Genomic DNA, 17490 nt, shown 5'->3' on the forward strand with positions numbered 1-17490 from the left:
ATGGCGATTCTTGAAGCAAAACATTTAGCCAAAAGCTATAAAAAACGCCAAGTAGTGAAAGACGTTTCACTAGAAGTTCGTTCCGGCGAAGCTGTCGGCTTGTTAGGACCTAACGGTGCAGGTAAAACGACTTGTTTTTATATGATCGTTGGTATGGTTTCAAATGACCTAGGCGGCATTTTCATTGATGGCGAAGATGTCACCAAAGACGCCATGCACAGTCGCGCTCAAAAAGGCATTGGTTATTTACCGCAAGAAGCCTCTATCTTCCGTAAAATGACAGTAGAAGATAACCTTCTCGCGATACTTGAGACGCGAAAAGATCTCACTAAGGCAGCACGTATCGCTAAAATGGAAAGCCTACTTGAGGAGTTCCACGTCACCCATATTCGCAAAAATCTAGGTATGGCTTTATCGGGCGGCGAACGACGCCGCGTAGAAATTGCACGCGCTCTGGCCATGAACCCTAAATTTGTCCTATTAGATGAACCTTTTGCCGGTGTCGACCCAATATCGGTTGGTGATATAAAAGGCATCATCAAACACTTACAAGCCAGTGGAATCGGAGTACTGATTACGGATCATAACGTTCGCGAAACATTAGACATTTGTGATAAGGCTTATATCGTTGGCAATGGCCGTATCATTGCATCAGGCGAAGCCGAGGCCGTTATAAACAACGAACAAGTTAAGAAAATCTACCTAGGCGACGACTTCAAACTATAAGCCCCCTTATTTTTCCTATGAAAAGGGAGTACTATGCACAAGTCATTCCAAATACTTAATTATAAAAGAGTTGCGCTATGAAGCAGTCCCTGCAACTTAAAATCGGACAACAGTTAACCATGACGCCACAACTGCAGCAGGCAATTAAATTGCTGCAGTTGTCGACTCTTGATTTGCAACAAGAAATTCATGAGTTTCTTGAATCCAATCCATTATTGGAATTGGACGAAGAAGAAGGTTTTCAAACTGAGAGCGATTCACGTCAAACTGAGCTTAGTACGTCAGGCGAATCCAATAACGAAAGCTCCGAAATCAGCTCCGAGACACCTCAGCTCGAGTCTGAGTGGACGGAAAGCATCCCTAACGAACTGTCTATAGACAGCAATTGGGATGACACATACCAAAATTCTGCAGCTGCAGCTGATACCCCAGCTTTTGAAGGCGAACAAGATCTCGACGGCAGAAATGCTCTGTCCGAAGACATGCAAGACCACTTAATCTGGCAGCTTAATCTGACTCATATGTCAGACCGTGACATTGAAATTGCTTATGCAATTATTGATAGCGTGCAAACAGATGGCTATCTATCAATGAGCTTAGAAGAGATTTTCCAGGCTTTAACCGTCGAACTCGAAGATCTAGAGCTTGATGAAGTGACTGCCGTGCAACACCGCTTACAACGCTTCGATCCTGTTGGTGTTTGCTCACAAGATTTACGTGAATGCCTGCTTGTACAACTGGAAGCTTATCAAGAACACCCTCTTTATCGAGCGACTTTTAGCGTGGTCGATCAACACCTTGCCTTGCTTGGCAACAGAGACTACGCGCAACTTAGCCGTAAGACCAAGCTTAAAGAAGAAGCACTGAAAGAAGTTATCACCCTAATTCAGCAACTCAACCCGAGACCTGGGTCGTTGATTGATACCAGTGAAACAGACTATGTTATCCCTGATGTTACCGTGAAGAAAAACAATGGCGTTTGGCAAGTAGAGCTAAACAACGACGCTCTGCCACCGGTTAAGATTAACGAAACCTACTCGGCTATGGTGAACTCCAAAGCATCAAGCGATGATATTTCCTATATAAAAAATTCTTTACAAGAAGCTAAATGGTTTATGAAAAGCCTACAGAGCCGCAACGAGACTTTACTAAAAGTTGCTAGCTGCATTGTATCGAAACAAGTTGAGTTCTTTGAAATTGGCGAAGAAGCCATGAAACCTATGGTTTTGCATGACGTTGCCGAAGAAGTAGGTATGCATGAATCCACTATTTCACGTGTTACAACGCAAAAATACATGCATACCCCCCGAGGCATTTTCGAACTGAAATACTTCTTCTCTAGTCATGTAAACACTTCATCTGGTGGCGAGTGTTCGTCCACAGCCATTCGTGCCATGATTAAGAAGTTGGTAGCAGATGAGCCACCTAAAAAGCCATTAAGTGACAATAAACTAGCAACTATTTTAGCCGACCAGGGCATTCAAGTTGCTCGACGCACTGTTGCAAAGTACCGTGAAGCGATGAACATTCCGCCATCAAACGAGCGGAAGCGACTGATTTAAAGGCCAGCAAATATGTCAGTTAAAAATTTAGTAAAAACAGATCTAGTGTTTGCGAAACAACAGATCTCTAGTAAAAAACGATTGTTAGAGCAGTTAGCCGAATCAGTTAGCGATCGACTACACTGTAACGCAGATGAAGTTTATGACGCCCTGCTCGGACGCGAAAAGCTGGGCAGCACAGGCATTGGCAATGGCATTGCGATACCGCACTGCCGTCTTGAGCAAGTAAACAGTGCTACGCTGGTATTAATGTCACTAGAAGAGCCAATTGATTTTGACGCAATTGATCGACGTCCCGTTGACCTAATTTTTGCCTTATTAGTTCCGCCACATCAGTGTGACGAGCACTTAGCCACTCTCGCGCAGATCGCGGAACTAGCACAAGCAGAACAGAAGTTAAATCAATTGAGAGAAAAACAAAACAACGAAGACTTGTTTGAAGCGTTTAACGCTTTACTGTAAGGACACCCTCATGCTGGAACAATCAGTCGAAATTATCAATAAATTGGGGCTTCATGCTCGCGCGGCTGGCAAGTTGGTAGAAACAACAAGCCGATTTACATCTGACATCACGATCGAGAAAGAAGGCCGAAACGTTGATGGAAAGAGCATTATGGCAATGATGATGCTTGCCGCTGCGAAAGGTACGACCATAAATGTGAAAGTAAACGGAGAGGACGAGGCCGCAGCAATGGAAGCCATCATCGAACTTATTAATGATCGATTTGGAGAAGGCGAATAGCCGAATGAGCGATCAGTCCACTTTAGAACACTTACAGACGGTTGCCGAATCTCTTGAATCCGGCGCCACCATGCAAATTCGTTATTTGCTCAATGGTGCTCTACCTGCACAGGACGTTGCTCGCCTTCTAGAATCTTCCCCCCTAAAGAGCGTAAACTTCTTTGGGAACTGATTGATCATGCTAATCAAGGAGATGTCTTACAATACGTCTCAGAAGAGATTAGTGTTCAATTCATGAAGGACATGGATACCGAGCGTTTATTAGCGGTATCTGAACACTTCGACAATGATGACTTAGCAGACATCCTGCAACAGCTTCCTGAAACCTTGGTTAAGGAAGTGCTGGCCTCCATGACCGCACAAAATCGTGCGCGCATGGAATCCTTAATGAGTTACTCTGAGGATTCGGCCGGTGGCTTGATGAACACCGACACGATAACGATTCGGCCAAATATTACTATCGATATCGTGTTCCGTTTCCTACGACGACACTCGGAACTCCCAGAAATGACTGATAACCTATTGGTTGTCAGTAGATCCGATCGCTTTCTGGGGACTCTCCCCCTGCGCAAACTCCTAGTAGCCGATACGGACACCATAGTCCGTGACATCATGGAAACGGACTGTGATGTCATTTATGCCCATCAAAGCGCCGCCGAAGTTGCGCAGCTTTTTGAAAAGATGGACTTGGTCTCTGCCCCTGTCATTGATCCGGAAACAAAAAAACTACTTGGTCGCATCACCATTGATGACGTCGTAGACGTTATCCGAGACGAAGCAGAACACTCGATGCTACAAATGGCTGGTTTAGATGATGACGAGGACACCTTTGCCCCCATCATGCAAACCACTCGACGTAGGGCAGTTTGGCTTGGCATCAATTTGATTACTGCATTTATTGCTTCTTACGTTATTGGTCTTTTCCAAGACACACTAGATAAAGTCGTTGCACTAGCGATTTTAATGCCGATTGTTGCGAGCATGGGAGGCATTGCAGGCTCACAAGTCCTAACACTTGTAATTCGGGGCATTGCCTTAAACCAAATTGGCTCATCGAATGCTAGATGGCTCTTGAACAGAGAGGTCGTCGTTGGCTTGATAAATGGTGTATTATGGGCCTCCGTAATCGCTTTGCTCACAACCGTATGGTTTGGAGACATTAAAATTGCTTACGTCATAGCTGGCGCGATTGTTATCAACCTTTTGTTTGCTGCATTGACAGGTACATTGTTACCCATCGCATTGAAAAAGCTTGGTATTGACCCTGCTTTAGCGGGAAGTGTTATTTTGACAACCGTGACCGATGTGATTGGCTTTTTGTCTTTCTTGGGCTTAGCCACACTCTTTTTACTATAGAACGATTTAACCATGACAGATTTTGAACACTACGAAGACAACGAAGAAGAATACAAGAGCAAAACTCAAGTAAAAAGAGAAATGGAAGCTCTGCAAGACTTAGGTGAAAAGCTCACCAACCTAAGCGCTGGTCAACGCAAAAAAGTACCTATGTCAGACACCCTACGCGCTGCACTTGAAGAAGCTGATCGTATTAAGCAATGGGGCGCAAAACGTCGCCATTTACAGTACATTGGTAAGGTAATGCGCACAGAGGATGCAGATGCTATCGCAGCACGTTTGGAATTATTTGATAGTACGTCAGCCGCAAACAATAAGCGCTTTCATCAACTAGAAGCAACACGTGACGCACTGATTGGCGAGAACGGTAAAAGCATCCTCGACCAGTATATCCAAGCAAATCCAAGCGTAGATATTCAACAATTACGCTCACTAGTAAGAATGGCAGCAAAAGAAGCAGAACAAGGTAAAGCGACCACTCAACGTAAGAAACTTTTTAAACTCTTGCGTGAAGTACAAGACGCTCAGTTAGGCCTGCTTTAGTAGTCATATTACAAACGGCGATGCTTCAAACAAGGCATCGCCGCTCTCACTTCTCTTAGATATTCTGTATCTACTTTGAAGTAAATACTTCCCTGATCACTTTCATTCATGCTACCAAGCAACTCACCCCATGGCGAGTATGCGACGGTATGACCATAGGTTTGGCGTGTTTCATTGTGCCAGCCGACTTGATCAACACCGGCAACGTAAAACTGGTTCTCTATGGCCCTCGCTTGCAGCAACGTATGCCAATGAGCTTCGCCAGTTTTAAATGTAAAAGCAGATGGTACTACAACTATCTCTGCCCCCAGTTCAGCTAGACAACGATAAAACTCAGGAAACCTCAAGTCATAACAAACACTTAATCCCAAATTAACGCCATCAATCTGCACAACAACAGGGGTCACTTCACCAGGCTCGATGAAGCGTGATTCTCGATAAGATGAGGCTTTATCCGCAACATCTACATCAAACAGGTGAACCTTATCGTAACGGGCAACCTGTTTACCATCCGGACCAACTAATATGGACGCCTGCCTAACACGCCCATCAGAAATCAAGTTGCCAAACTGATCATGGGCCATGGGATGTGAGCCTATCAGCACAAAAATATTGTGTTCGATAGCAAATCGCCCGACAGCTTCAAAAACCTTTGTGGTTGCATCTGACAACGCCACTTCTCGCATTTGCTTAGCATCAAACAAGAAAACGTTCTCGGGTAGCACTATGAGCCTAGGCTGATTCACCATGGCTTGCTCCATCAACAATAAAGCCTGCCTAAGATTTGCCACACAATCCTTAGTACTGGTTAACTGAACGCAAGCAACACCTAGACTAGCCATATTATGGTTACCTTATTGGGGAATATTTGACTGGAGTAACCTTAGGATCACTAAAAGGGCCTTCAATCTGATATTGAATACTCGTTACTTTCGAAAGCTGATCACCAATTAACTTGTCCGTTATATATAATAGGCCCGCAATCTGAGGCGTGGCCAACAGCAACCCCGCAACAGGCAATGTACTACTAATGGGGATAGTTGCCGTAAGGCGTTCACTTAAAGTCTCGTCAACAAGGTTGGCTGTCCCCTGAAGAGAAATTTCTGCTGTGGGAGAGACCACACGAACTGGATCCGAAGTGGTTAACATCCCATTAGCGATCGATAAATCCCCACTAAATCGATCGAAAGGCGTACCCGGTTCATATAAGTCAGAGAAATCAAATGTCAGTCGTTTGGCTAGAGCATCCACGTTGAATATACCCAATAATCTTAAAAAAGGTGGCAGCTGATCAACCTGATTAAAGTTTCCTTTTTGTACATTAAAATGGATTCGTCCGGCTAAAGACAAGCGATCAAAGGAAAGCAGCGAGTCTTCCCAACTAAGCAAAGCCCCCATTTGATACTTGTTCGAACTTAAGAAAGGAGTTGATGAGAATTTTTTTGTCAATTCTCGAGCATTTTCACCTTCCGCATTAATAGTCAATTCAACATTTTGTTCGTCGCCCCCCTGCCAGAAAATTTGCCCTACAAAGTCTCCTTTAGGCAATTGCGTGGTTATATTATTGATACGTACTTTATTTCCTAGGTTCTCAACGTTAGCCGACCAATCTCCATAAGGGCGATTATCAACAAAAACTTGATCGACCTTCAAGACCATAGAAGGTACTATGCTTGGTTGTATTTTAGTCTCTTGTTCACTTGTAGTCGTAGCTTCCGTAGCGGTCAGCCAGTTTAAATAGTGAATATGCAGCTCAGGTTCAGCATTCGTCTGATTCAGTACTCCATTGAACTCATCTGAGGTCACCGATAATGGGTGTCCATCTTTTGCACGAGTATAAGAAACTTTTACATTATTAAATTGATTTCTTTCATTTACAGGAAGTGAATCGACAAGGAGATCAAGAGATCGAATCCAGTCAGGTAACTTCGTCGGTAAGCTTTCACCTACCCCAACACCTGACTCATTAAGTTCTTCTTCAGAGGTTTTTTTAAAGTCCTCAACAATAGGCAGCCAAGTGAACCAATCAAATTCATCAAACTGACCGTAAATAGATAAACCCTTTTCTATCTTTTGGTCCTTAGGGAGAGGCTTTGCAAGAGAAACATGCCCTCCCTGAAGCCCATTAGAATCCGCCAGAATTGAACCATAGAGCCAATCTTGAGAGGACACATCAACCAACACCTCATCATTCAGCGCGGCAATATGAATATCAGTTGGCACCGAACGGCTAGATGCTTTTGCTGCTGGAGCTGGCAATGCCAGCTTCACACCCGTTAAATCGGTTTTAAGATAAATATCTACCTGTCCGGGCTTACTGCGCCCAATTTCAAGCTCTCCCGAGTAACTGGTTTTACCTTCCAGTCTTGATAAAACAGGCTTAGGAACATTTCGCCACAACGCCACCTCATGAGCATCTATGTCGCCCAAAAGCGCTCCACTAACTATAAAGACACCGTCTTCTGCGAGCTGAGATGTCAGCCTCAAGTGACTTTTCCCACCTAAAGTTTCTATATCAAACTCTGTATCATACAAACCTTTGCTGGATTGATAGTTCAGTTTTCCAGACTCAACGTCAAAAGGTAAATCCGCCTGGGCAAGCGTGACCTTGTTTTGCTGAAACGTTAAGTTCAAATCAACAAAGGGCTCTAACTCCTTACTTAACGGAACTTTCAAATCAAAGTAACCTGCAACACCACCCGTTATACGCCACCCTTCAAACGGAGCTAACACACTATTCTTCAATGGCGTTTTTTCTAATGCCTGCAAAAGTTTTGGCGCGCTATCTTGTATCTGACCACGCACCATCACTTGGTTTGCATCATCACCAATAAAAGGCACACTGACTTGCAGGTTAGTTATCGGCAAGCCTGCAAAGTTCGCTTGATTTACAAGAACATTGACGTCATTTTCCGTCACCAAAACATTACCAACGACGGAATTCGCTGATGGCCAATTTGGGTCAAATGTTAATTTGTCTAAGACAGTATCAATAGAAAGGCGCAGGTGAGGGGCACCTTGCCCTGCGACAAGCCCCGTTCGAAGCAACAAATCAACATTGCTTGCTTCACCCTGCCCCAATGCTTGTTCAAGCCAATTGTCTAATTCATTCGACAGAACCTTAGGAGGGACAAACAAAAGACCATCACTCTTAGAAATATGCTGAGCATTTATATCAAGCATTAACTCATCATCACCTACCCCACCCTCCAGCGGCTGCTCTAATCTAAAACGCCCTTGAACAGTAGCTCCTTGATAAGCGAGGTTTAAATCATCGCCTGTGACAACAAATGCATGATCTAATCTTTGCCAAGCCACTTCACCACTGGAGCGCTCAACCTGCCAAGCAGAATCGTATACTGTCGGAAAAGCGAGAGTGTGATTTCGTCCTTTAAATTCAACGCTACCTTGAGTGTCCGTTAACGAGAAAACTCCGTAAATATGATCCGCCGCCGGAATACCATTATGACCATTCACTTGAGCATCTACTAAATTACTTAGGTATTGAAAACGCACACCTTCAGAGCCTTGCCAAATCCTTAAAGAAGCATTCTTCGCCTCTCCTCTAGGCTCAAGGCCTGAGAGAATACTATGTAAGCGCCACTCACTCGGAACAAACCTCAGCGCCGCTTTACTGGCGATTTCAGCGTCCATTTTATTGAACACCGCAAAGGTTCGATTTCCATCTGACTCCCATTCCGCTTTTATATCTATTCCTTCGTACAAACGCCCAGAGTCGTTAAGAGCAAGATCCGCTACAGTAATAGCAACAGCCTCATCATTGTATTTCAGGCGCCAATCTGCCTTAAGAAATAAGGATTCATCATTTTGAAAAGCCAGCTTCGCCCTACTATCTTTTGCCTGAACTGATACCCCTTTGTTTGGCTGATACGTTAACCAATATTCACCCGCCATTGACACAGATTGCAACGGCTCAAGTGCCGCCAAGGCCAACCAGCCCGTTGGTAGAGTAATATCCGGAACCGAAATATAGCCTTGGACCTGCTGCTCAAGGAAATTGGTCAAATCCCGACTAATCTGCGCTCGCATCTGAATGGGCTGCTCGATATCATTGATGAAAACGTCGGCTTTAAGAAAGGTCTTTGTAAAACGTTTGCGCAACAAAGTAGCTGGCATCAAGATACTCAGCTCATCAAATCTTGGACTGTTAAGAGTGAAAGACACATCTAACAAACTAACTTGCTGCTGCTCTGCCGCATAGTTAAGCACACGAGACACAGCGATATCGGTGCTAGAGCTAGCCGAGGGCGAGGTCTCCAGGCCTTTCAAGGTAATATTGCCACGCTCATCTTCCTGAAGAAGAACCTCCACACCAGACAACACTACATTTTGAAACTGTGGAGAAAGGGTAAAGAGCGTTTTGGGGATATCAAGCTCTAAAGACAAGTACTCTAAGTTAATCGCGTCAAGTTGCTCAGGAGCATCAAAAGAAATATTGGTTGCCCTAAACTCAACATTAATACCTTTTAACTCACCTATTAGATCCCCTACACGTACTTTCATACCCGTTAGCTGAGTTAGATTTTTTTCAATCTGAGGCTGATAAATATTGATTAAGGGGAGCGTAAATTTTGCGAGCAAGACAGTACCTGCCAAGATTACACTGACAAGCACTGCCCCCCAAAATAACAATCGCGTGGCTGTCCCTATTGCTCGCATGCTAAAAACTCCGTTAGCGTAGTACTACATCATATTGATCTTGAGTATAAACAGGGTCGATTTGAAAACGAATTGTTTTACCAATGAAGGCCTCAAGCTCTGCAATTGCAGCGCTTTCTTCATCTAAAAAACGCTCTACCACAGAGCTGCTAGCAAGCACAGTGTAGGTTTGCGAGTTGTAAGCTCTGTCAGCACGCATTATTTCACGAAGCACTTCATAACATACTGTTTCAGGTGTCTTTACGAAACCGCTCCCTCGACAAGATCGGCAAGGCTCACATAAAACCTGACCCAAGCTCTCTCGAGTTCGCTTGCGCGTCATTTCAACCAGCCCAAGCTCTGATACGCCTGTAATCTTGGTTTTAGCGTGATCCGACTCAAGCACTTTTTCCAACATACGCAATACCTGACGCTTATGCTCCTCGTCTTCCATATCGATAAAGTCGATGATAATAATACCACCTAGATTACGAAGTCTTAGTTGACGACCAATTGCTGTTGCAGCTTCTAAGTTGGTTTTGTAGATGGTTTCTTCTAAGTTACGACTACCAACAAAAGCACCTGTGTTCACATCAATTGTGGTCATGGACTCTGTTTGCTCAATTAACAAATAACCACCTGATTTAAGCTGAACTTTTCGATCTAAGGCGCGCTGAATTTCATCCTCAACACTGTACAAATCAAAAATAGGACGTTCACCGGGATAGTACTCGATGCGATTCATCAGTTCTGGAATAAAGTCTTCCGCAAAAGCTCGCAGCTTGGCAAAGTTCTCCTTAGAATCAATACGGATTTTCTCTGTCGTTAAGCTGACTAAATCACGCATAGTTCTTAAGTGAAGAGGCAAGTCTTCATATATAATGGCGGGCGCCTTACTAGAATGAATTCGTTTTTTTACTGATTGCCACAGTCTAGTTAGAAAATTAATATCCGCTAGAATTTCTTCCTCTCCTGCACGCTCTGCTGCAGTACGAAGAATATATCCGCTGGTTTCATCGCGATCCTCTAGCGCCTTAGAAACCAACTGTTTTAAGCGATCCCGCTCTTCTTCATTTTCTATTCTTTGACTCACTCCCACATGCGCTTGATCGGGCATATAGACTAAGTATCTCGAAGGAATAGACAGGTGAGTGGTTAATCGGGCACCCTTAGTACTGATTGGATCCTTCGTTACTTGAACAACTAATGATTGCCCCTCGCGCAAGTAATCGCCAATTTGATCACTTGCATTTACTGAATCACGGTCGGCCACTTCAGAAACATGTATAAAAGCAGCTCGCTCTAAACCTATGTCCACAAAGGCTGCCTGCATTCCTGGCAACACCCTTACCACTTTACCTTGATATATGTTTCCTACGATGCCTTTGCGACTAGATCGCTCTATATAAACTTCCTGCAGGACACCATTTTCAACCAGCGACACGCGTATTTCCATCGGGGTGACATTGATTAAAACATCTTCACTCACGAATATTCTCCTTCAATGGGTTCACTCCGAATTCGCTCAAAAGTTTAGCTATCTCATAGATAGGCAAACCCACTACAGCTGAGAAAGAACCAGACATATGTGTCACAAACATACCTCCAATCCCTTGAATTGCATAAGATCCAGCTTTGTCACAAGGCTCACCCGTTAACCAATATTGCTCAACTTCAACATCACTTACTTCGCGGAGGGTTACATTTGATACCACATTACAGGTAGCAACACGATTCATGCCACCATTACAAACACATAAAGACGTCATTACTTGGTGCGTTCGACCAGATAGTTTACGCAGCATCTTTTTAGCGTGCACTAGATCACGAGGCTTCCCTAAAATTTCATCATCAATAACAACACTAGTATCAGATGCTATGAGAATATCCGCATGATCCACACCTTCAGCCACAATGGCTTCAGCTTTTTCACGAGCCATACGAATAACATACTCAGCGGGTGGTTCTTGAAAAAGAGGGGTTTCGTCTATATCAGCAGGCCTAACAGCGAAACTCTCAACCAGCTGGGATAAGAGATCTTGGCGACGAGGAGAAGCGGAAGCTAAAATAATCATAACCGACCTTATCGAATAAAATACAATCTACGGATACTCCTGAGCAAGACAAATACCCAAGGCCATAAGATGGCAGAGACTATCGCTGGCATAAATATCATCAAGGTAGGCTCAGCATCACCCGTGTAGTGATCAACCCAAAAACCAACGAGCTGATTGATTGAAATTAATAAAAATACAAAAATACTTTGCTGCCAACGTCGATACATACGCAAACGTTTGTACAACGTAGCGCAGGCAGCCGTAATAATTACATAGGTTAAAGAATGTTGACCTATGACTCCACCCTGAAGTAAATCAACTAACAAGCCAATGAACCACGCAATACCAACACCCACTTTAAATGGTAAAGCGATTACCCAGTATAAAATAACCAACAAAGTCCACTCAGGTTTATACCAAACTAAATGAGCCGGAAACACTAACCCCTCAAGCATCAGAGCAATAGCAAATGTTAGTACAAAAGCCAGGGATGACTTCATTGCTCCACCTCATTATTTCGCTCAATGAGCATAACATGACGACTGCGACCTAACTGAGCCAATGGTACGACATCGACATCAGCGTAAGGCTTACCAGAGACATGACGAACCGCTCGAACAACGCCAACTGGGTAACCGACAGGGAAGCGATTTGCCAAACCACTTGTTGTCAATATGTCACCCTTCTTAATATCCGCAGTGTGAGGTACGCTCATTAGCTCCATACGTTTTAAATCACCTGTACCACGCAGAACACTTCTTAAACCAGTACGGGCAAGCTGTACAGGAACAAAATGGCTGGCATCAGCAATCAATAAAACGCGACTGGTGTATGCAGATGTCTCGACAACTTGACCAAGCACTCCCGTTGCATCAAGTACCGGCTGCCCAACATAAGCCCCATTTGAGAAGCCCTTATCGATGAGCACTTTATGACTATAAGCGTTTTGATCAAAACCGATGACCTCACCCATAACAACTTTTTCATCCACCTTTTGAGAGGCGTCTAGCAACTCTCTCAAACGAACATTTTCCGCTTTTAGTGCATTAAAACGTTGTAATTGGCCCCGTAACAGAAGTAACTCTTGATTAAGAGACTGGTTTTGAGCGACCAAATCTTCTCTACTATCAAGATGCATTTCTGCCCAACTGATCATTTTTTGAGGCGTACTCACAACAACCTGGATAGGAGTGACTAACCAAGTCAAGTAAGGACGAATGGGACTGAAAACTTTGTAATGTAAATCTCCAACAATCATTGTAAGTGACACAATAACTAGGAACACAAAACGAGTGCTGGAGACTTTACCAGACAAGAATGCCGAACTACTAATGGGATGCGCTCCTACTTATCAGTCGCTCTCAGGAGAGAACAACTCAGAAGCGTGCTTATCCATCATTTCTAACGCCATGCCGCCACCGCGCGCAACACAAGTTAGAGGATCATCAGCAATAATAACTGGAAGGCCGGTTTCATCACTAATTAGTCGATCAATTTCTCGTAGCAAGGCACCACCACCTGTTAACACCAAGCCAGATTCAGCAATGTCTGCAGCTAGTTCTGGTGGGGATTGCTCTAAGACCCCTTTCACTGCTTGTACGATTTGCGCTAATGGCTCTTGCAATGCCTCAAGTATTTCAGTGCTCTTTAATGTAAATGAGCGGGGAATACCTTCCGCAAGATTTCGGCCACGAACATCAATCTGAAGCTCATCGCCCGTGTGATAAGCCATGCCAATTTCGGTTTTAATACGCTCTGCCGTCGCATCACCGATCAGACTTCCGTACTGGCGACGTACATAGGTCGTAATAGCCTCATCAAATCGGTCGCCACCAACACGAATCGACTCTGATGTTACAATACCATTTAAGGAAATGATGGCAATTTCAGTGGTACCACCACCAATATCGATAACCATAGAACCAGATGCTTCCGCAACAGGAAGGCCTGCGCCTATCGCCGCCGCCATAGGCTCCTCGATAATAAACACTTCTCGGGCCCCTGCTCCCAGAGCGGATTCCTTTATCGCACGACGCTCAACTTGTGTGGATTTACATGGCACACAAACTAGAACACGAGGACTAGGCTTTAACATGCTGTTTTCATGTACTTTAGAAATAAAGTATTGAAGCATTTTTTCGGTCACATGAAAGTCGGCGATAACGCCATCTTTCATGGGACGAATAGCAGTAATGTTTCCTGGTGTACGACCCAACATGCGCTTTGCGTCAGAACCTACGGAAGCAACAGTTTTTTGATTACCATTGTGACGAATTGCTACAACAGACGGCTCATCCAAAACGATTCCACGATCGCGCACGTAAATAAGGGTATTAGCTGTCCCCAAATCTATGGATAGGTCGCTTGAGAACATTCCCCTAATTTTTTTAAACATGAATTTCTACACCCTGAAAAGATCCATTACGAATAGTCAGAAAATGTAACAACCAGCTGTGTTTTGAGCAAGCCGAAACCACATAATTATGCGATTTCTTTACTCATATATCTTTGTTTATTGGCGCTTTTTCACTCGCAGGCAGAATAATTCATATTTTTTTACCGTTCGCTTTCTACCGTGCGCCAATGGCGCTACAATGATCTCCATTTTTCGAAAACCGATATAATTAGGTGAAACATGTCTCTAGAAAAGCAAGACGTGCTCAAAATCGCGCACCTTGCTCGCTTGTCGTTAGATGATAACGACGCCGAGCAATACCAACATTCACTCACGAGTGTTTTGGACTTGGTTGAACAAATGCAATCTGTCGACACCGATGGTGTTGAGCCACTTTCTCACCCACTGGAAGCAAAGCAGCGTCTTCGTGACGATGTGGTGACAGAAGAAAATCGCCGCGAAGCCTTCCTTGCCAACGCACCTCAAACTGAAGCGGGCCTATTCTTGGTTCCTAAAGTTATCGATTAAGAGCTTACAGACATGGTTGATCAAAGCATTGCCTCCCTCGCAAAAAAACTGCGAACAAAAGAAATCTCCAGCGTTGAATTAACGCAAGACTACCTAGCACGCATTAAGAAGCTTGATGGTCAGTTAAATAGTTTCATCACTGTCACAGATGAAATCGCCCTTGCTCAAGCTGAAGCCGCAGACAAGCTGATTGCTTCCGGCTCTACAAGCTCCCTAACCGGCGTCCCGATTGCTCACAAAGATTTATTCTGTACTGATGGCATCTTAACGACTTGTGCATCAAAAATGCTGCATAACTTTGTACCGCCTTACGAGTCCACTGTAACGGGTCGTATGCTAGCATCCGGCGCGGTCACGCTAGGCAAGACCAACATGGATGAATTCGCGATGGGCTCATCGAACGAAAACAGCCATTACGGCGCCGTGAAAAACCCATGGAACCTAGATAAAGTCCCTGGCGGCTCTTCAGGCGGTTCTGCCGCTGCTGTAGCGGCTGGCCTATGTGTTGCTGCCACCGGTACAGACACAGGCGGCTCTATCCGTCAGCCCGCTTCGTTCTGTGGCATCTCTGGCCTGAAGCCGACTTACGGCCGCGTTTCTCGCTTCGGCATGATCGCTTACGCATCAAGCCTTGACCAAGCAGGGCCAATGGCGCGCTCAGCTGAAGACTGTGCTCACATTCTTCAATCAATTGCTGGCTTTGATGCGAACGACTCAACCTGCGCTGAAGTCGCGACTGAGGATTATACAGCTAATCTTGAGGCCCCACTTGAAGGACTAACGATCGGTTTACCAAAAGAGTACTTTGGCGATGGCCTTAACAATGACGTTGCAACAGTGATTCAAGACGCCGTTAAAGAATTCGAGAAGCTAGGCGCTAAGGTAAAAGAGATCTCTCTTCCCAACCTAAATCTAAGCATTCCGTCTTACTACGTGATCGCACCATCGGAAGCCTCTTCTAACTTATCTCGCTTCGACGGCGTTCGTTACGGCTACCGCTGTGAAGAGCCAAAAGACCTAATGGACATGTACAAGCGCTCACGTGGCGAAGGCTTCGGTAAAGAAGTGCAAAAACGTATCATGGTCGGCACTTACGCCCTATCTGAAGGTTACTACGACGCTTACTACCTTAAGGCACAACGTATCCGTCGCCTAATCAAAGAAGATTTCGTTAAAGCGTTCGACGAAGTAGACGTGATTATGGGCCCTGTTGCACCTACTACAGCATTTGGTATTGGCGCAAAAACCGATGACCCAATTGCCATGTACCTAGAAGACATCTACACCCTATCTATTAACCTTGCTGGTATTCCTGCGATGTCTATTCCAGCTGGCTTTGCTGAAGGCATGCCTGTTGGCCTACAGATCATGGGTAACTACTTTGCTGAAGCCAAGCTGCTAAATGTTGCGCACAAGTTCCAACAAGCAACGGATTGGCATACGAAAAACCCTAGCTTGGCAGAAGGAGCATAATCATGAATTGGGAAGTTGTCATCGGCTTGGAAATCCACGCCCAACTATCGACTCAGTCAAAACTATTCTCTGGTGCAGCAACTAGCTTTGGCGCTGAACCAAATACCAATACAACCCTTGTTGATTTAGGTATGCCTGGCGCACTACCTGTTTTCAACAAAGAAGCGCTTCGCATGGCCGTTATGTTTGGCCAAGCAGTGAACGCTGAAATCGGCATGACATCTGTTTTTGCGCGCAAGAACTACTTTTACCCTGACCTTCCAAAAGGCTACCAAACCAGCCAGATGGATCACCCTATTGTCGGCAAAGGTCACTTAGATATCACACTTGATGACGGCACAGTAAAACGTGTTGGCATCACCCGTGCGCACTTAGAAGAAGACGCGGGCAAATCTTTGCACGAAGATTTCCAAGGTATGACAGGCATCGATTTGAACCGCTCAAGCACACCGCTGCTTGAAATCGTTTCTGAGCCAGACATGCGCTCTGCAAAAGAAGCCGTTGCTTACGTTAAGATGATTCACTCAATCGTCACGTACCTTGGTATCTGTGATGGCAACATGGCCGAAGGCTCGATGCGTTGTGATATCAACATCTCTCTACGCCCTAAAGGCCAAGAAGAATTCGGCACTCGCACAGAGATCAAAAACGTTAACTCGTTCCGCTTCATTGAGCGCGCTATTTACACAGAAATCGAGCGCCAAGCCGACATCCTTGAAGATGGCGGCAAGATCACTCAAGAAACACGCCTGTACGATCCGGACAAAGACGAGACGCGCAGCATGCGCAGTAAGGAAGACGCGAACGACTACCGCTACTTCCCTTGCCCAGATCTATTACCTGTAGAGTTGACACAAGAATACGTGGACGAGATCGCAGCGAACCTTCCAGAACTACCAGCTCAAAAAGCAGAGCGCTTTATGTCTGAGTACAAGCTAAGCGAATACGATGCTGGTGTTCTATCAGCAACACGCGCGATGGCCGATTACTTTGAAGAAGTAGCCAAAGTTGCCGGCAATGCCAAACTGGCTGCAAACTGGGTAATGGGTGAACTAAGTAAGTACCTAAATACTGAAGGTAAAGAAATCACTGAGTCTGCTGTAACCGCAGAGCAGCTTGGTGGCCTACTGGTTCGCATTGAAGACAACACCATCAACGGCAAAACCGCTAAGAACGTTCTTCAGTCCATGTGGGAAGGTGAAGGTTCAGCAGATGAAATCATCGAAGCAAAAGGTCTGAAGCAAGTAACAGACACTGGCGCTATCGAAAGCATGATTCAAGGCGTGCTGGATGCCAATGCCGCTCAAGTTGAGCAGTTCCGTGCATCGGATGAAGACAAACAGAAGAAAATGATTGGTTTCTTCATGGGGCAGGTCATGAAAGCATCTCAAGGTAAGGCTAATCCTGGAATGGTAACGCCGATCCTGAACAAACTTCTCAAAGGTTAAC

The 17490-nt window shown here is 44.9% G+C and carries 15 protein-coding genes and 1 pseudogene; 9 read left to right on the plus strand and 7 right to left on the minus strand.

Annotation, left to right across the window (positions count from 1 at the left end; translation table 11 throughout):
• From lptB to yjgA, 6 genes and pseudogenes are all read left to right on the plus strand, one after another.
• On the plus strand, nucleotides 1–726 hold the full coding sequence (lptB, locus tag ACXAC1_RS19190; protein ID WP_475063623.1) for an LPS export ABC transporter ATP-binding protein: 726 nt from the start codon (nucleotides 1–3) through the stop codon (nucleotides 724–726).
• 77 nt (nucleotides 727–803) lie between these two features.
• Nucleotides 804–2288 (plus strand): RNA polymerase factor sigma-54, encoded by a 1485-nt coding sequence (locus tag ACXAC1_RS19195; protein ID WP_475063625.1) that lies wholly within the window; start codon nucleotides 804–806, stop codon nucleotides 2286–2288.
• 12 nt (nucleotides 2289–2300) lie between these two features.
• Nucleotides 2301–2750 carry a PTS sugar transporter subunit IIA gene (locus ACXAC1_RS19200; protein WP_475063627.1) on the plus strand — a complete coding sequence of 150 codons (450 nt, stop codon included), beginning with the start codon at nucleotides 2301–2303 and terminating at the stop codon, nucleotides 2748–2750.
• A gap of 10 nt (nucleotides 2751–2760) precedes the next feature.
• A complete protein-coding gene (locus tag ACXAC1_RS19205) occupies nucleotides 2761–3030 on the plus strand; it encodes an HPr family phosphocarrier protein (protein WP_133560021.1) in 270 nt (89 codons plus the stop codon).
• A 4-nt stretch (nucleotides 3031–3034) separates the two neighbouring features.
• Nucleotides 3035–4386: pseudogene (gene mgtE / locus ACXAC1_RS19210) on the plus strand (magnesium transporter).
• 12 nt (nucleotides 4387–4398) lie between these two features.
• Entirely contained in the window at nucleotides 4399–4929 is a 531-nt protein-coding gene (gene yjgA / locus ACXAC1_RS19215; RefSeq protein ID WP_475063629.1) for a ribosome biogenesis factor YjgA, read from the plus strand.
• Between the two features lie 8 nt (nucleotides 4930–4937).
• On the opposite strand, the gene ACXAC1_RS19220 is transcribed toward yjgA, so the two are convergent.
• Genes ACXAC1_RS19220 through ACXAC1_RS19250 form a run of 7 tightly spaced genes read right to left on the minus strand, consistent with a single transcriptional unit; the run spans nucleotide 4938 to nucleotide 14040 of the window.
• Nucleotides 4938–5771, minus strand: coding sequence for a carbon-nitrogen hydrolase family protein (locus ACXAC1_RS19220; RefSeq protein WP_475063631.1), 834 nt, complete (start codon nucleotides 5769–5771; stop codon nucleotides 4938–4940).
• Between the two features lie 7 nt (nucleotides 5772–5778).
• Nucleotides 5779–9609, minus strand: coding sequence for a YhdP family phospholipid transporter (locus tag ACXAC1_RS19225; RefSeq protein WP_475063633.1), 3831 nt, complete (start codon nucleotides 9607–9609; stop codon nucleotides 5779–5781).
• Nucleotides 9610–9622: 13 nt separating this feature from the next.
• Nucleotides 9623–11077, minus strand: a complete 1455-nt coding sequence (rng, locus tag ACXAC1_RS19230; RefSeq protein ID WP_475063635.1) for a ribonuclease G — start codon at nucleotides 11075–11077, stop codon at nucleotides 9623–9625.
• Nucleotides 11070–11663 carry a Maf family protein gene (locus tag ACXAC1_RS19235; protein ID WP_475063637.1) on the minus strand — a complete coding sequence of 198 codons (594 nt, stop codon included), beginning with the start codon at nucleotides 11661–11663 and terminating at the stop codon, nucleotides 11070–11072. The genes rng and ACXAC1_RS19235 overlap by 8 nt, the downstream gene beginning before the upstream one ends.
• An 8-nt stretch (nucleotides 11664–11671) precedes the next feature.
• Nucleotides 11672–12145 (minus strand): rod shape-determining protein MreD, encoded by a 474-nt coding sequence (gene mreD / locus ACXAC1_RS19240; protein ID WP_475063639.1) that lies wholly within the window; start codon nucleotides 12143–12145, stop codon nucleotides 11672–11674.
• On the minus strand, nucleotides 12142–12960 hold the full coding sequence (mreC, locus tag ACXAC1_RS19245) for a rod shape-determining protein MreC (RefSeq protein ID WP_475063641.1): 819 nt from the start codon (nucleotides 12958–12960) through the stop codon (nucleotides 12142–12144). Before mreC ends, mreD begins: the two co-directional genes overlap by 4 nt.
• A gap of 36 nt (nucleotides 12961–12996) precedes the next feature.
• Entirely contained in the window at nucleotides 12997–14040 is a 1044-nt protein-coding gene (locus tag ACXAC1_RS19250; RefSeq protein WP_475063643.1) for a rod shape-determining protein, read from the minus strand.
• A 240-nt stretch (nucleotides 14041–14280) separates the two neighbouring features.
• On the opposite strand from ACXAC1_RS19250, the gene gatC reads away from it, so the two are divergent.
• Genes gatC through gatB form a run of 3 tightly spaced genes read left to right on the plus strand, consistent with a single transcriptional unit; the run spans nucleotide 14281 to nucleotide 17489 of the window.
• Nucleotides 14281–14568, plus strand: coding sequence for an Asp-tRNA(Asn)/Glu-tRNA(Gln) amidotransferase subunit GatC (gatC, locus tag ACXAC1_RS19255; RefSeq protein WP_199460820.1), 288 nt, complete (start codon nucleotides 14281–14283; stop codon nucleotides 14566–14568).
• A gap of 12 nt (nucleotides 14569–14580) precedes the next feature.
• Entirely contained in the window at nucleotides 14581–16041 is a 1461-nt protein-coding gene (gene gatA / locus ACXAC1_RS19260; protein WP_475063645.1) for an Asp-tRNA(Asn)/Glu-tRNA(Gln) amidotransferase subunit GatA, read from the plus strand.
• 2 nt (nucleotides 16042–16043) lie between these two features.
• Nucleotides 16044–17489 (plus strand): Asp-tRNA(Asn)/Glu-tRNA(Gln) amidotransferase subunit GatB, encoded by a 1446-nt coding sequence (gene gatB / locus ACXAC1_RS19265; protein WP_475063647.1) that lies wholly within the window; start codon nucleotides 16044–16046, stop codon nucleotides 17487–17489.
• Nucleotide 17490 lies beyond the last annotated feature (1 nt).

The sequence above is a fragment of the Marinomonas sp. AWM4_232 genome, assembly GCF_056158325.1.

What these genes read in the sequence shown, in the direction of transcription:
- lptB (WP_475063623.1), top strand. Translation starts at nt 1, where the DNA reads ATGGCGATTCTTGAAGCAAAACATTTAGCCAAAAGCTATAAAAAACGC.
- gatB (WP_475063647.1), top strand. Translation starts at nt 16,044, where the DNA reads ATGAATTGGGAAGTTGTCATCGGCTTGGAAATCCACGCCCAACTATCG.
- ACXAC1_RS19225 (WP_475063633.1), bottom strand. Translation starts at nt 9,609, where the DNA reads ATGCGAGCAATAGGGACAGCCACGCGATTGTTATTTTGGGGGGCAGTG.
- ACXAC1_RS19200 (WP_475063627.1), top strand. Translation starts at nt 2,301, where the DNA reads ATGTCAGTTAAAAATTTAGTAAAAACAGATCTAGTGTTTGCGAAACAA.
- yjgA (WP_475063629.1), top strand. Translation starts at nt 4,399, where the DNA reads ATGACAGATTTTGAACACTACGAAGACAACGAAGAAGAATACAAGAGC.
- ACXAC1_RS19205 (WP_133560021.1), top strand. Translation starts at nt 2,761, where the DNA reads ATGCTGGAACAATCAGTCGAAATTATCAATAAATTGGGGCTTCATGCT.
- gatC (WP_199460820.1), top strand. Translation starts at nt 14,281, where the DNA reads ATGTCTCTAGAAAAGCAAGACGTGCTCAAAATCGCGCACCTTGCTCGC.
- mreD (WP_475063639.1), bottom strand. Translation starts at nt 12,145, where the DNA reads ATGAAGTCATCCCTGGCTTTTGTACTAACATTTGCTATTGCTCTGATG.
- ACXAC1_RS19220 (WP_475063631.1), bottom strand. Translation starts at nt 5,771, where the DNA reads ATGGCTAGTCTAGGTGTTGCTTGCGTTCAGTTAACCAGTACTAAGGAT.
- gatA (WP_475063645.1), top strand. Translation starts at nt 14,581, where the DNA reads ATGGTTGATCAAAGCATTGCCTCCCTCGCAAAAAAACTGCGAACAAAA.
- ACXAC1_RS19250 (WP_475063643.1), bottom strand. Translation starts at nt 14,040, where the DNA reads ATGTTTAAAAAAATTAGGGGAATGTTCTCAAGCGACCTATCCATAGAT.
- ACXAC1_RS19195 (WP_475063625.1), top strand. Translation starts at nt 804, where the DNA reads ATGAAGCAGTCCCTGCAACTTAAAATCGGACAACAGTTAACCATGACG.
- ACXAC1_RS19235 (WP_475063637.1), bottom strand. Translation starts at nt 11,663, where the DNA reads ATGATTATTTTAGCTTCCGCTTCTCCTCGTCGCCAAGATCTCTTATCC.